This is a genomic window from Shewanella woodyi ATCC 51908 (assembly GCF_000019525.1).
Lineage (GTDB): Bacteria > Pseudomonadota > Gammaproteobacteria > Enterobacterales > Shewanellaceae > Shewanella > Shewanella woodyi.
This window is the reverse complement of sequence record NC_010506.1, coordinates 3597759-3612943: the sequence shown is the minus strand read 5'-3', so window position 1 is coordinate 3612943 and position 15185 is coordinate 3597759. Positions and strand designations below refer to the sequence as shown.

Sequence of the window (15185 nt, the reverse complement as noted above, 5' to 3'; positions counted from 1 at the left end):
TCTCGAGTTTATGGCATTGATCCTATTTTTGTTATTAAAAATGGAGTAATTTGTCTTTCAAAATTATTCCAATGTACTGAGGGGTCATACATGGAACATCGTTGGCAAGTCGCCATATCGGCGGGTCTACTTGCGGCTGTCTGGGCGGGCGTCGCAGATATCTTTCACCTGATCACCTGGATCGGGTTTCTAAGTTGTAGCACTTACTTCGCACTAGGAAAACTTAACTTTCAAGGGGTTATTATCTCTTGGGCGACAAACTTATCTGGTGTTTTTTGGGCTTGGTTGGTTATAAGCGGCAGTAGTTATTTTGAAACCCCTATGGTGGGTTATCTGCTGACTGGCGTGGTGACCGCAGCCATGTGTCTCCAGGCTAGCTACAGTAAGCTGGCTTTCATACCTGGCGCCTTTATTGGTTGCTGTATCACTTTCGCAATGGGGGGGGAGATTGGTAAAATCTTGCCTGCATTAATTATAGGTTCACTTTTAGGCTATAGCATGTCAGAGCTCACCTCAGTGTTGGTGGCATTGAAGTTAAAATGGCACAAAAGGCTTCAGGGAAATGGAGCAGCAATAAGCTCGCCTAATCACACAAGTTCGTGAGACAGAGCAGGGTTAATTAGTTTTTATACTCGAATAACAAAAATAATGGGGCGCAGCAGTCGGTTTTTCTGCTGTGAACAAAGAGGTTGTAGGAATTATGAAGCAGATCCAGTTTAGAAAAATAGATGCCTTAATGATTAAGTTGAGCTTGAATGGAAAGTTTTGGCTGCTGTGTATCTTGGTATCCTTGATCACCACAAGTATCGCCTTGGTTAACCTTAATAAAGTGCAGGGGCAGGTTGAACACAGCTCTCAAGAACGAGCTCAGGCAGTTGTTGATACCTTTGCTAATGTGGTGAAGTCACAGGGACTCTCTGGGGATGACTTAGCAAGTTTTGCCTCATCTCAAGGCTTGCAACTCAATCATACTAGTGTCGATAATCGTCAGGGAAACAGAGTCACCGTATCGGCGCCTATAGGCCGTCAATATCTGCAGTTAACGACGGATGTTAAATCTTGGGAGGCGCAAGCGTTAAGTGATGCCAAGATGATGCTGTGGGTTGCCTTAATAGGTTTACTTCCTCTATTCCAGCTCAGTTACTGGACCTCAACCTCTTTAGGTGGTGGCTTATGGGATATGTATGTCGCGATTAAGCGTTTAGCGGATGGGGATCTGACCCAGAGATTAAACTTCTTCGGTAAGGATGATTTCAGTATGATCGCCACTGAGATAGATCGCAGTGCCGATAATATGAGTGAGATGGTGACGGCCATAGGCCACAATGCGGCAACACTGGCTCAAGCTGCCGATGAGTTTGATCAACAAGCTAAACAGAGTGAAGATCTTATCGGTTGCCAGCATCAGTTTTTAGACAGTGTTGCGGTGGCGATGGATCAGATGACTGCGGCTATTGAGGAGGTGTCTCATAATGCAGCAAACACCTCTGAGCAAACACAGGCAAATACCCAGCAAGCACAGTCGAGTAAACAACGTATTGCAGAGGCGGTTACTCGTATTTCAACTTTAGTGAGTGAGATAGATACAGCGTCAAGTTCAGTGTCACAATTGTCAAACAGTGCTTCTGAAATTGGCGCTGTGGTCACGACTATTAATGGGATCTCTGAGCAGACAAACCTTCTGGCACTGAACGCGGCTATTGAAGCGGCGCGGGCCGGAGAGCAGGGCAGAGGCTTTGCGGTTGTTGCCGACGAGGTGAGAACCTTAGCGGGTAGAACTCAAGCTGCAACCGTTGAAATTCAATCCATGATTGAGGGATTGCAGAAGGGCAGCTCGACCTTGTCTAAAGTGACAGAGAGTATTGTTGAGCAAGCGGATCAGGGACGCAATGCGATTGTCTCTGTAGGGGAAGATGTAGATTCCATGGCAGGTTCGACTGCGGGTGTGTTTGATATGAGCTCGCAGATTGCTGCCTCAGCTGAGGAGCAAAGTGTGTCGGCCCGTGATATTGCCACTCAACTTAATGATATTAGAGATCAGTCTCAAATTATTAAAGACACAGCTCAACGCTCGGTCACACTGGCTGCAAATTTGAGTAACTCCTCTATTGAGCTGGATAAGATATTGACTCAATACACCTTGAGTTAATTTTTTCTGTTGGAAACTGAAAAGCAAAACCTTGGTTTTGCTTTTTTTTTGCCTATTCTTAAGTAGGGATAAAGATGAGTCATGATTATCAGGGGATATTATACCAATCAGTATAAAGGTTTGATCGCTCAGCGAGAGTTTAGCGCTTCTGAGGCAAGGCAACGAGTGAAGAGCATAGTTATTCTACGGTTAAGCTCGTTAACGCAGTATCAGAATCGCTAAAACTCGCCTGTAAGGAGTGTTTTTGGCTGCCTACTTCTGCGTTGAATGAACTCACAAGGGAACAACCATTCCATCATCCATTCATCTTGAATTAGTTTGCCAAAAGACACTCTGAGTAGATCAACTTCTTATACTGATTGGTATTATTCTCTTTCATGAAATTTTTCTCTTTATATTCAGTTCCTATTGTCGAGAGGATAAAAGTGACTGCATCCCCTTTCATATTTCTTTTTGTCATTGAAACGAGGTTGATGTGAGTTATAGATGGGCAAGAGTGTTATGTTCTGGATTATTTTTAGTGCCATTGGGGTGGAGTTTTGCGGCTAATGCAGAAAAAGTTAGGCTGGTTGATTCATCTGGTGAGCCTATGCCAGATTTGGTTGTGTACCTTGAAGCTAAAAATAGCCAACAGCATACCGTTGGCAACAAAGTTACTCCCCCTCTAGAGATACATCAAAAAGATAAACAGTTCACTCCCTATATTACCGTCATGCAAAAAGGGTATGAATTACAATTTGTTAATGACGATGATATTACTCATCATATCTACTCTGCCGCAGGGCCAAAACGTTTTTCTTTTAAGTTGAGAAAAGACAACTCAACTAAAACCTTACGTTTTGAGCAAGAGGGCCACATCTCCATGGGCTGTAATATTCATGATTGGATGAGTGGGCACTTGCTGGTGGTCGACACCCCCTATTTTGCTATCGCAGATGAGAGTGGAGAGGTTGAATTTGATGGGGTACCCAATGCTGAATATGAGTTAATGGTGTGGCATCCTCAGCTGCAAGTTGAAAATAACACCTTGATGCAGACTGTCACCACTTCCTCCTCTACACCTATCATCGTCACCATTGATGTGCCCATGGCTGATATTCCGGAGCAAAAAAGTCTCGATGACTTTGATTTTCTAGAAGGTTACTAATGACAGGGATATTCAATCGAATACAAACCCGCATCTTTGGCTTCTTCGTTATCTTGTTGATAGCGGTTCAAGCTATCTCATTTTCAATCACTTTTTTTGCCAATAAACGGCTTGAGCAGCAGCAACTGAGTAATCAGCTCTCTGTAGCCGAGCTAGTGTTTAAGTCTGATTATGGTAAACGTTACTACTATCTTTCTGCTTTTGCCGAAACCGCGGCGAAAGATTTCGGTCTTAAGGATATTTTTATTGATAACGATAGCCGCAGCTTTCTGGTGGCTTTGAATAACCATAGAAAACGAATTAACGCCGATCTGGCTATCGCTGTGGATAGGCATGGAACCATCATAGGTGAGTTGGTGCTTAACACTGACGTGCAGGATTTGGGCAAGGTCAAAGTCGGACCTGAACAGGGTCAAGCATTTCGTTATCCCCTAGACGCAGGACTTGAAAATACTAACCCGCTCTATTCATTGGGAGAGAATATCTATCAGATTAAATTCGCACCCTTAACCAGTGGTGCGGGTAATGTTATTGGTTGGGTGGGGTTTGGCTTTATTATTGATGATGCATTAGCAAAATCTTTGCAGTTACACACAGGATTAAATGCGGGATTTGTTGCAACGCAGGGTGGGGCAGATAATCAGTTTTTTGGTTTGTCAGGCGAAGCGTTAAATTCTGCTGACAATGTCGCTGTTTCCGATTTTATTGCTAATGGATTGGTTAATGAAGATTACGTGCTTTGGCATGAGCCGCTCGGCGTTGTCGACGAAAAGCAGGTACACGCCTTTATGTTCCAGACTCGGTACGATGTACTTGAGTCATTCCAAAAGCAGTGGTTACAGCAGTTAGGTTTAATTTTATTGATGTTGCCAATCTCTCTATTGTTGGCTTTTTTTATCTCTAGTGGTGTGACAAAACCCATTAAACTCTTGATTGAGCAGGCAAGGTATATCGCTAAGGGGAACTACAACTCCAAAGTTCAGGTGGGAAACAGTATCGAGATGCAGCTGTTAGCCGAGGAGTTCACTGTGATGCAGCAGGCGATATTGAGTCGTGAGAGTGAAATTGCGTTTCAGGCATACCATGATCCTTTGACTAAGCTCGCCAATAAGAATGAGCTAAAGCGTGTGACCTCCTCTTGGTTTAACAATAAATCAGCTGTTGCCATCTGTTTAATTGACATTAAGCGTATGACCGAGGTTAACGGTACTTTAGGCCATGTGGTGGGAGATGAAGTGATAAAAGAGATCGGCAAGCGATTGTCATCTTTCGATAATATTGACCTTGTTTGCCATATGACGGGAGACGAGTTTGCCTTAGCGTTTAAAGCTATCTCTCCAAAAGAGCTAAGGGGCTTGATGAGTGAGCTGCAAAAGAGCATTGAAGCAGAGTATCGCTATCAAGAGATCTCTCTACATCTTCAACTCTCTATCGGGATCAGTTTTGTTCACTACCCAAGCGATTTAGAGACTTTATTGCGTCAAGCGGATACCGCCCTGCAACATGCAAAGAAAAATCGATTGGATCAACAGATCTACACTCAACAGATCGATGGAAATACATTGGAGCGTTTGCAGCTGATTAATGAGTTGAAATCCGCCATTGATAATGGAGAGCTGGTGCTTTTCTACCAGCCCAAGTTAGATCTTAAACTAAAGAAGGTGACTCATGTCGAGGCACTGGTGCGTTGGCAGCATCCAGATAGAGGCATGATCCCGCCAGATCTGTTTATTCCGATTGCTGAGCAGATGGGGCAGATGAATGCGCTAACCCATTGGGTCATCAATGAGTCTCTCGAGCAGTATCTTAAGTGGAAGTCTCAGGATATAGAGCTATGTATCGCGATTAATATTTCAGCTGAAAACTTGAAGGATGAAGGTTTCTGCCAATATGTGTTGGATCTTGTTACCCATAAAGGCGTGCCAATAGATGTACTCACTTTAGAGATCACCGAAGATGCCGTGGTATCTGATCCTGAAAATGCAATAAAACAGCTGACAGTACTGAAAAAAAGTGGTCTTAAACTATCGATTGATGATTACGGTACAGGGTATTCATCTTTGGCTCAGTTAAAACAGTTACCTGTGGATGAACTGAAAATAGATAAATCATTTGTGCAAAATTTAATGGTGAATCAAGACGATCGCATTATCGTGAATTCGACGTTACAACTGGCTCATAACTTAGGTTTAAGTGTGGTGGCCGAAGGCATAGAGGATGAGGGAGCATTAAACTGGCTTATAGAGCGAGGGTGTGAATTGGGGCAGGGATTCTATCTATCTAGACCTTTAGATGCGGACAAAATTACCGATTGGTTGGTTAGTTCACCCTATTAAGATCCATGTTGGTTCTGCTAGGGATGAAGCTCATTTTATCAGCCGGTGTATAAGGGCAAGCATATGCCCAATGAAAAGGGGAAGCGATGAAATATTGGCCATGGATGTTAATGTTAGTCTCATCAAACTTAATGGCGGCAGAGCACCAAGTTTCAGGTGTGGTGGACATAAGAGTGAGTCACACAGATAGCATCACATCATATGTCGATGGTGGATTGGGTAAGTTTCGTTTTAATCCTAACGGACAGTTATCATTAGTCCAAGCAGGTCTTAGCTATCATCTGGATTGGGAAAACCCTTTTTCTGCTCATGTGGTGGCAAATGCCTATTGGGATGGCGTGAGAGATAATATTGGTTTTACCGAAGCTTATTTTAAGTATAAAGGGTTACCTTGGGATAATGGACTGAGATTGTCAGGGAGGTTTGGGCTGTTATACCCGAGTATCTCTTTGGAGAATATTGCGACGGCTTGGTCGTCACCCTACACGCTCACCTATTCTGGTATCAATAGCTGGATTGGTGAGGAGGTTCGCCATGTTGGTGGCCAGTTGAGTATAGAGCAGCTAGGCAAATTTAGCGGCTCTCCCCATGATTTTAAACTAACCGCTGAAATGTTTCAGAGTAATGATACGACTGGTGCCATGTTATCTTGGCACGGCTGGACAAACAGTTCTCGTCAGACTCTGCTGCAAGAAAAGCTTCCATTGAGTGAGCTTCCTAGTTTGAATGCGGGCTCATTAACGGAGCAGGCAAGGGCGTCAGACCCCTTCTTAGAACTGGACAATAACATCGGCTACCACCTTAAGACTCAATGGCGTATGCAGGGACAGGGTAGAGTGGAGCTTGGATACTATGATAACGACGGTGATACTCGCGTGGTAAAAGAGGGGCAATATACTTGGCTAACACGGTTTACTCACCTAGGAGCTAAGTGGCGCTTACCTTATCGTATTGAATTGATTACTCAATATCTAAAAGGTGACACCTTGATGAGAGCACCTTCCGGGATAAATATTGTCGATAATGACTATGATAGTGGTTTCATTTTATTGAGTCGTAAATGGCAGAAGCATCGGCTCTCTCTGAGGTTTGAAGAGTTTAGCGTTACCGACAATGATCTAACTCCAGATGATGATAATAGCGAGCATGGAAATGCCGCCACTCTCTCCTATGGCTATCAGTGGCATAAAGGTTGGTTTCTTCAGGCTGAATATAATCGCATCGACTCAACGCGTCCGGCGCGTACAGCCCAAGGTTATGATAAGCGATTAATTGAGCAGCAGTGGCAGTTAGCGAGCCGTTACTATTTTTAGCTAACGGCTCATTTAATTCAATATAATCAAATGGTTATACTAATTGGTGTTATAGCGCTGCTGCGACGATAGTACCTTGTTTGATTGCACGTTTAGCATCAAGTTCGGATGCGATATCAGCACCACCGATTAAGGTGACCTTGACATTGTCAGCTTCCAATCCCGCTTGCAGCGCTCTGTGGGAGTCCTGACCTGCGCAGATGATGATATTGTCTACTTCAAGTAACTGGGCTTTGCCCTCTACCTCAATGTGCAGACCTTGCTCATCAATTTGAGTGTACTGCACGCCTTTAAGCATCTTAACGCCCTTATTTTTCAATACTGTACGGTGGATCCAACCGGTACTTTTACCTAATCCAGCTCCAACTTTAGACGTTTTACGCTGTAGCAGGAATACCTGGCGCGGCGAAGGTTCACTTTGGGGCTGGGTTAGACCACCTGGAGTTGAGACGTTGAGATCGACTCCCCACTCTTTCATATAGGCGTCCTTATCTAAGCTAGTGGATGGTCCCTGATGGGAAAGGTATTCACCCACATCGAAACCAATACCGCCTGCACCAATAATGGCGACACGTTTACCGACAGGCTTCTTATGTTTAAGTACATCGATGTAGGTCATCACCTTAGGGTTATCAATGCCAGGAATGTTGAGCTGTCTTGGAGTGATGCCAGTTGCAAGTAGGACTTCGTCGAAATGACTCAAATCCTCTTTTGTCGCTTTTGTGTTGAGCTTAAGTGTTACGCCCGTTAGTTCAATCTGCTTACTAAAGTAGCGAATGGTTTCAGAGAACTCCTCCTTACCCGGTACCTGTCTGGCGATATTAAACTGGCCACCCACTTTATCGTCTGCTTCAAATAGGGTGACTTTATGGCCGCGTTTAGCTGCCGTTGTCGCTGCTGCAAGTCCAGCAGGTCCTGCGCCAACGACGGCAATATTTTTAGCTTCACTCGCTGGCAGGATAATAAGCTTAGTCTCATGACAAGCTTGTGGGTTAACTAAACATGAAACCAGCTTCATCTGGAAGATATGATCTAAGCAGGCTTGATTACAGCCTATGCAGGTGTTGATCTCATCGGCTTTTCCTGCCGCCGCTTTGTTAATAAAGTCGGGGTCGGCCAACATAGGTCTGGCCATGGAGATGATATCGGCATTGCCCTGGGCAAGAATATCTTCAGCAAGCTCTGGGGTATTGATACGGTTTGTGGTGCATAGAGGGATGCTCACCTCCTGCTTCATCCGTTTGGTGACCTCAACAAAGGCGCCGCGCGGCACACTGGTGGCGATGGTGGGAACCCTAGCTTCATGCCAGCCAATGCCAGTATTGATAATGGTGGCGCCCACTGCTTCAATACCTTTAGCAAGCTCAACAACCTCCTGCCAAGTGCTGCCATCTTCGACTAAATCCAGCATAGATAGGCGGTAAATAATGATAAATTCTTTGCCGACCGCTTCTCGGGTGCGGCGAACTATCTCAAGGGCGAGTCGAATTCGGTTTTGGTAACTGCCACCCCAACGATCGTTTCTGTGGTTGGTGCGCTTACAGATAAATTGGTTAATGAAATAACCCTCAGATCCCATGATCTCCACACCGTCATATCCCGCCGCTTGTGAGTTAAGCGCGCAGTTGACGAAATCTTGGATCTGTTTTTCAATCCCAGCTTCATCAAGTTCTTTGGGGACAAACTGGTTGATGGGGGCTTGAAGTGGTGAGCAGCTCACTAGGTGTGGATGATAAGCGTAGCGGCCGGTATGTAAGATCTGCAGGCAGATAGCGCCTCCCTCTTTATGAACCGCTTGAGTGATAATCTTGTGCTTTTCGATATCTTCATCAGTGGCAATCATGGTGGCATTAGGCATACCGCCACCTTCAATGTTAGGGGCAAAACCACCTGTCACGATAATGCCTATTCCACCTGCGGCGCGCTGCGCGTAATAAGCCGCCATACGCTCGAAGCCGCCGGGCGCTTCCTCTAGGTTTGTGTGCATCGAGCCCATCAAGCTACGATTTTTTATGGTGCGAAACCCGAGATCAAGCGGGGCCATTAAATGTGGGTATGGATTGCTCATTGTTCGATACCTATTATTATTTTGTCTAAATTCTTGGTTAAAGATAGAGCGAATGATAGGATTAGCCAATGACCAAGATTAACAAATTAATGATTATAATTTGCATGGTGGTGTATTGTGAAACTCGGTGATATCTCTGTCTCGTACATTGAAATTGTGATTAAAGCTATGTTGCATTTGGGCATCAATCCTGATGATATTTTAGATAAATACTCCATTGATCATAAAGGCTTATCATCACCCGATGCGAGAGTGACCATCCCTAAATTTATGCGTTTAGGCCATGACTGTATTGAAAAGTCACAAGCACCTTGGCTAGGACTCGTGATGGGAGAGGTGACGACGGCAACTAACTTAGGGGTGGCAGGCTTGTTGGCACTCTCATCACAAGATCTCAAGCAAGCGTGTGAACAGCTTGCGACCTATGAGCTGCTTAATAAGTATAACTCTCGAGGCCAGTCGGCCTTTTATGTTAATCATGCCTTTGGAATGGAGATGGGGAAAAGCCGTGAGCTGTGCCGTGAATATGGTATTGAAGATGGTCAGGGCGTACTGATGTTCTACTCAATCAACCCCTATAACGAGTTTAATCATTTTGTGGTGGACTCAGTATTATCAGGTTGGTATCAAGTGATTAAAAACCTTACTGGCCATGAAGGTGCGATCGAGAAGGTCTGTTTCGAATTTCCAGCTCCAGAGTATGCGGATAAATATAGTGAGTATTTCAATTGTAACGTCGCCTTTAATCAATCAAACAACTATTTGGTGATTAAGGCACAAGCGTTAGATTGGGCTTGTCTAAATCGCAGTGCACCGACCTTTGAGCTACTAAGGCGAAGCGCAGATGCTGAGCTTGAGAAGGTGCGTTTAGGCTTAAGCTTTCATGAGAAAGTCAGCCGTGTAATAGGTCCGCTTCTTGATGGAACGACACCGACTTTAGAGCAGGTCTCTGAGCAGCTAAATATGGCCCCTTGGACCGTTAGGCGCAAGCTGGTGGAGGAGGGGGGAAGCTTTCAGCAGACGCTCAATGAGACAAGGCGAACTCTCTCTATCAGCTATGTTCGTGATACAGCCCTGACCCTTGGAGAGATAGCCTATCTGCTGGGCTTTGGCTCACCCACCGCCTTTCAACGTGCCTTTAAACGTTGGACGGGAGAAGCGCCAGGGCGCTTCAGAACCTCTAAAAGTAAACAGTAGCGTTCGAGATTAAGCTATCTTCTGCTCTTGTATTATGTCGTCCTTAAGTTGACGACGTAAAATTTTGCCAACCGGTGACATAGGAAGCTCCTTTCTAAATTCATAGATACGCGGAATTTTATAGGCAGTAAGTCGCTCTTTACAAAAGGCTTTAAGCTCTTCAGGGCTCAATGTGACATTGTCTTGAGTGACCACATAGAGTTTTATTACCTCGCCCTGTTTAGGATCTGGTACCCCGATAGCGGCGCAGTTAAGTACATCTGGATGTGTAGCCACCACCCCCTCTATCTCATTGGGAAATACATTAAAGCCTGAGACAATGATCATATCTTTGACGCGATCGACAATACTGACATAGCCATCTTCATCGATAATGGCGATATCCCCAGTCAGTAGCCAGTCACCATCCGGGGTAAAGGATTCCCGCGTCGCTTTAGGGCGATTCCAGTAACCTTTCATCACCTGAGGGCCCTTGACGCAAAGCTCACCGCGCTCGCCGACGGGCACTTCATCACCAATGGCATTGATGCATTTGAGGCTAGTTCCTGCCACTGCTTGACCCACAGTGCCTTGACGCTCCAAACCATTAAAGGGGTTCATGCAGACGGCTGGAGAGCATTCGGTTAAGCCGTAGGCTTCAGAGATCCCAACCCCTGTCATCTCTTTCCATCGCTCTGCGGTGTCATCCATCAAAGCTGTACCGCCAGATAGGGTGAACACCATCTCACTAAAATCGAGCTGCTTAAAGCTTGGGCTCTCCATCAGAGAGACAAATAGGGTGTTGAGTCCCATCAAACCTGTGATTTTAAATGGCTTCATCGCTTTAATGAAGGTTTCCGTATCTCTAGGGTTGGCGATAAGTACGCTGTGCTCTCCGAGTCTGAAAAATGCCATTAAATGCACGGTAAAAGAGTAGATATGGTAAAGGGGCAGAGGCGCGACCATGATGGATTGCTTGTCATCTCCCATTAACTGCTGGCCATGTTCATCTTGTTGCATTGTCACTGAGCCCGATTGCAACATGTTAGCGATGATATTGGCATTGGTGAGTTCAGCGCTTTTGGCAACGCCCGTTGTTCCGCCTGTGTATTGCAATACTATGGTGTCATCAGGCTGGCTGAGATGAGCTGGGGTAAAGCTTTTACCTAAAGATTGTTTGAGCACTTTTCTGAACGAAACGGCTTGAGGTAGATGGTATTTAGGAACCATCTTTTTGATATGTTTTACGGTGGAGTTGATAAGTACGCGTTTCACACTGGGAAGCATATCTGCAAGGCTAGCGGTTAAAATTAGCTCTAAATTGGTTTCAGCTTGAATATTTTCTACTGACTTGGCAAACAGATCCATGCACAACAGCGCTTTAGCACCAGAGTCGTTAAATTGATGGATCATCTCACGTTCGGTGTAGAGAGGGTTAGTGTTTACGATACGTAGCCCCGCTCTTAATGCACCGTATACAGCAATGGGATATTGAAGCGTATTGAGCATCTGAATAGCGATGGCATCGCCAGGGAGCAATGAGGTATGGTTTTGCAGGTAATGGGCGAAAGCTGCACTGTATTCATCTATCTGACGAAAACTTAAGGTGTGGCCTAAGCTGGTAAAGGCTGGCCTATCTGCATAGGTGACAAAGGCTTCCTCTATCGCCTGAATGACAGAGTCGTATTGGGTAAAGTCTATCTGATCTGCCAATCCGGATGCGCGTTTACCATCCCAAAAAGATGCGTCCATAAATCCCTCTTATTCTTATTTTTTGACTCGATTAAGGCGATAGCGTGGGATGCTTGCCGTAAAAAGTCTCTATTACCCACGACTATCACTCAAATAGTGAACAATGAGAAGTGACCAATCATGACAAACTAGTATCCTAAACGAACATTGGGTAGTGACATTTTTCAAGAGAATGGATCTTTTTCAGGCTCAGTTCAGAGTCACCCTTTATAAGTAAACTTAAGATAGTATTTGTTTTTGTTTTGCCTTCAACAAATCTATAATGCTGCAGAAAAGAAGATAACAATAACAAGATAGTTAACAAAGTGGAGTCTATAGACACTATGAAGAAACAGTTAAGTACTGTTAAACACGCACTGGCATTATCTCTAGGTCTGTTAAGTTTTACCGCGCATTCAAGCGATATATTAACTGCTGAAGAGATTGTGGGTCTGCAACAGGTAGCTCAGGCACAAGTGAGCCCATCTGGTGATAATGTTGCCTTTACCCGTTATGTTCCCCGTGAGCTATATAAAGAGGAAAATGGCCTACACTGGGCTGAGCTTTACCTTGTTGATGATAAAGGTGTTGAGCGCCCATACATCACAGGGCAAGTCACGGTTAACAATATTCAGTGGTCGGCCGATGGCAGTGTGATCTACTTCCTCGCTAAAATGGGTGAAGACAAGTTTACTGCCCTGTATCAGATCCCATTTAGTGGTGGTCAAGCGCAGAAAACCTTTGAGCTTAAAGGGACTGATGTTGCCAGCTATGCCCTGAGCCATGATGGTAAGCAGATAGCCGTTATCGCTAAGCCTGCTAAAGATAAGAGTGTTAAAGAGCTTAAAAAACTTGGCTTTATGGCAGAGGTTTATGAAGAGGACTTAACCAACAAGCAACTATTTGTGGTTGATCTTGCCGTTAGTGATAAGCCGCTTACGCCAGTTGCCTGGAACATCGAAGATTATGTCTCTGATGTGCAGTGGTCAGCAGATGGTGAGCAGATGTTAGTCAAAACTCAGCCTACCGCCTTGATTGATGATAAATACATGAAGTCCCAGTGGCATATCGTTAATACTGCGGACCAAAAGGTGGTGACCTCTTTTATCACAGAAGGAAAACTGGGTGATGCTGAGTTTTCCCATGATGGTCAATATGTCGCGATTCTTGGGGCTGAAGACAAGCATGACCCCGCAGCGGGTCGTCTATTCCTCGCGGAGACTAAGACAGGTAAGGTTTCTGAGTGGTTACCAAATCATTTAGGTCATGTGAGTGATTTTGAGTGGAAAAAGGGTAAGAATGAACTCTACTTTATCACCAATATCAACACTGATTCAGTAGTTGGCTTAATCAAGCCAGGTAGCAATAAATACAAAGAGGTGGTCAAAGCGGGCAAGTTTATCGCTTCGCAGCTAAGTATCTCTGACTCTGATAAAACTGTCGCTTTACGGGCTAATACAGCTAAACATCCAAATGAAGTTTATCTGCTGCGCGGCAACAAGCATAAAGCGACTAAGGTCAGCAACTCTAACCCTTGGTTAGATGACAAACGCTTTGCAAAGCAGGAGTCTATCTCTTTTAAAGCCAAAGATGGTGTCGAGATAGGTGGTGTGCTTATCTATCCACTGGATTATAAAAAAGGTCAGCGCTATCCGCTCATCATGTCCGTCCACGGTGGCCCTGAAAGCCATGACAAAGATGGTTGGTTAACCAACTACTCTCGTCCAGGTCAGCTAGGTGCAACTCAAGGCTATGCTGTTTTCTACCCTAACTACCGTGGTAGTACAGGTAAGGGCGTTGATTACTCAAAGCTAGGCCAGAACGATTATGCTGGTAAAGAGTTTGATGACTTGGTCGAGTTTAAAGATCACTTAGTTGATATGGGCTTAGTCGATAGCAAGAAAGTTGGTATTACTGGTGGTTCATACGGTGGTTACGCTTCCGCTTGGGCCGCAACAAAACTGACTAAACACTTCGCTGCTAGCGTGATGTTTGTTGGTGTGACCAACCAGTTATCTAAGTTTGGTACTACCGATATCTCTAATGAGATGCATCTTGTGCACGCCCGCTCTTACCCATGGGATAAGTGGCAGTGGTACCTGGAGCGCAGCCCCATTTACTGGGCTGGTCAGTCTGAGACGCCACTGCTGATTATGCATGGTAAAGATGACCCACGTGTTCATCCAGCACAATCAATGGAGCTTTATCGCTACATGAAAGTGCAAGGTAAAGATGTACGTTTAGTTTACTACCCAGGCGAAGGCCATGGTAACCGCAAAGCGGCGGCTCAGTATGACTATCATCTGCGTCTGATGCGCTGGATGGATCACTACCTCAAGAGCGACAATAAAGAGATGCCAGCTCACGAGCTAGATCATAAAGCTAAATTAGAGGCGATAAACAAAGAGGATTAATCCTCGCTTGTCTAAGGACTATCTAAAACGCCTGATATTTATCAGGCGTTTTTTTGTTTTAGAACCACAGTTTCTATCGATTTATTTCCAGCTTATAGTGAGTGAGACACCTGTATCAATATTTAAATATGAGTGTATTACTTCTTACTGTGGATAAGGTTTACTCTTTTAAAATAGTTACTTAGGTGTGTGGCATTTTTATTGCTTTCTTATCGTTGAATTATAACATTCACAAACGTTAAGGAAATAAAATGAAATACGTATTATTAGTTTTTACGCTGTTAATCAGTGTGAGTGCAAACTCAGCTATTCCAGGTATGAAGGGGGTTCAGCATTTTGGTTTTACTGTGCCGAATATGCAGGAAGCGGTGGACTTTTTTGTGGATGTGATGGGATGTGAATCCTATTTTTCTATTGGGCCATTTGGACCTTTTAATGATAACTGGATGGTTGATAACCTGAATGTGAATAAAAAAGCGGTGATAAAAGTTGCTCATATGGTTCGTTGCGAAAACGGGACTAACTTTGAAATTTTTGAATACACCTCGCCAGATCAAAACAAGAAGTATGTTAAAAACAGCGATTTTGGTGGTAATCATATCGCATTTTATGTCACAGATATGGATGACGCGGTAGCGTATTTAAAAGAGAAAGATATTAAAATTCTCGGCGAACCACATACATTTACCGACACGGGAATGGAAGGCTTAACTTGGGTTTACTTTATGGCTCCTTGGGGTCAACAGTTAGAGCTTGTTAGCTACCCTGATGGTCAAGGATACGAAAAAGCAACGAACCGTCGTTTATGGGATCCTCGTGACTAGCGGTTATATCCACTAGTTTAATCTCAA

Annotated in this window: 10 protein-coding genes; 8 read left to right on the top strand and 2 right to left on the bottom strand. The window is 44.5% G+C overall.

All coding sequences use genetic code 11. The annotated features are described in order from the left end of the window. The first annotated feature begins 90 nt into the window (after nucleotides 1-90). The 5 genes from SWOO_RS15225 to SWOO_RS15205 all read left to right on the top strand — a co-directional run bounded on the left by SWOO_RS15225 (nucleotide 91) and on the right by SWOO_RS15205 (nucleotide 6945). The gene (locus tag SWOO_RS15225) at nucleotides 91-603 is read left to right on the top strand and encodes a DUF1097 domain-containing protein (protein WP_012325557.1); all 513 of its coding nucleotides are present in this window, start codon (nucleotides 91-93) and stop codon (nucleotides 601-603) included. Between the two features lie 97 nt (nucleotides 604-700). After that, the gene (locus tag SWOO_RS15220; RefSeq protein ID WP_012325556.1) at nucleotides 701-2149 is read left to right on the top strand and encodes a methyl-accepting chemotaxis protein; all 1449 of its coding nucleotides are present in this window, start codon (nucleotides 701-703) and stop codon (nucleotides 2147-2149) included. A gap of 475 nt (nucleotides 2150-2624) precedes the next feature. Continuing rightward, nucleotides 2625-3296, top strand: coding sequence for a cupredoxin domain-containing protein (locus SWOO_RS15215; RefSeq protein ID WP_012325555.1), 672 nt, complete (start codon nucleotides 2625-2627; stop codon nucleotides 3294-3296). Next, complete coding sequence (locus SWOO_RS15210) at nucleotides 3296-5632, top strand: bifunctional diguanylate cyclase/phosphodiesterase (protein WP_012325554.1); 2337 nt, start codon at nucleotides 3296-3298, stop codon at nucleotides 5630-5632. The genes SWOO_RS15215 and SWOO_RS15210 overlap by 1 nt, the downstream gene beginning before the upstream one ends. Before the next feature lie 86 nt (nucleotides 5633-5718). Then, entirely contained in the window at nucleotides 5719-6945 is a 1227-nt protein-coding gene (locus SWOO_RS15205) for a hypothetical protein (RefSeq protein ID WP_012325553.1), read from the top strand. A gap of 49 nt (nucleotides 6946-6994) precedes the next feature. Here SWOO_RS15205 and SWOO_RS15200 read toward each other — a convergent pair whose 3' ends face one another. Further along, on the bottom strand, nucleotides 6995-9013 hold the full coding sequence (locus tag SWOO_RS15200; RefSeq protein WP_012325552.1) for an NADPH-dependent 2,4-dienoyl-CoA reductase: 2019 nt from the start codon (nucleotides 9011-9013) through the stop codon (nucleotides 6995-6997). A 117-nt stretch (nucleotides 9014-9130) separates the two neighbouring features. Between SWOO_RS15200 and SWOO_RS15195 the strand changes: the two genes are divergently transcribed. After that, complete coding sequence (locus tag SWOO_RS15195) at nucleotides 9131-10210, top strand: AraC family transcriptional regulator (protein WP_012325551.1); 1080 nt, start codon at nucleotides 9131-9133, stop codon at nucleotides 10208-10210. A gap of 9 nt (nucleotides 10211-10219) precedes the next feature. On the opposite strand, the gene SWOO_RS15190 is transcribed toward SWOO_RS15195, so the two are convergent. Beyond that, nucleotides 10220-11941: an AMP-binding protein gene (locus SWOO_RS15190; protein WP_012325550.1), complete on the bottom strand. Its 1722-nt coding sequence runs from the start codon at nucleotides 11939-11941 to the stop codon at nucleotides 10220-10222. A 323-nt stretch (nucleotides 11942-12264) separates the two neighbouring features. Here SWOO_RS15190 and SWOO_RS15185 point away from each other — a divergent pair, with 323 nt between their 5' ends. Beyond that, the gene (locus SWOO_RS15185) at nucleotides 12265-14334 is read left to right on the top strand and encodes an alpha/beta hydrolase family protein (protein WP_012325549.1); all 2070 of its coding nucleotides are present in this window, start codon (nucleotides 12265-12267) and stop codon (nucleotides 14332-14334) included. A gap of 251 nt (nucleotides 14335-14585) precedes the next feature. Continuing rightward, entirely contained in the window at nucleotides 14586-15158 is a 573-nt protein-coding gene (locus SWOO_RS15180) for a VOC family protein (protein ID WP_012325548.1), read from the top strand. Nucleotides 15159-15185 lie beyond the last annotated feature (27 nt).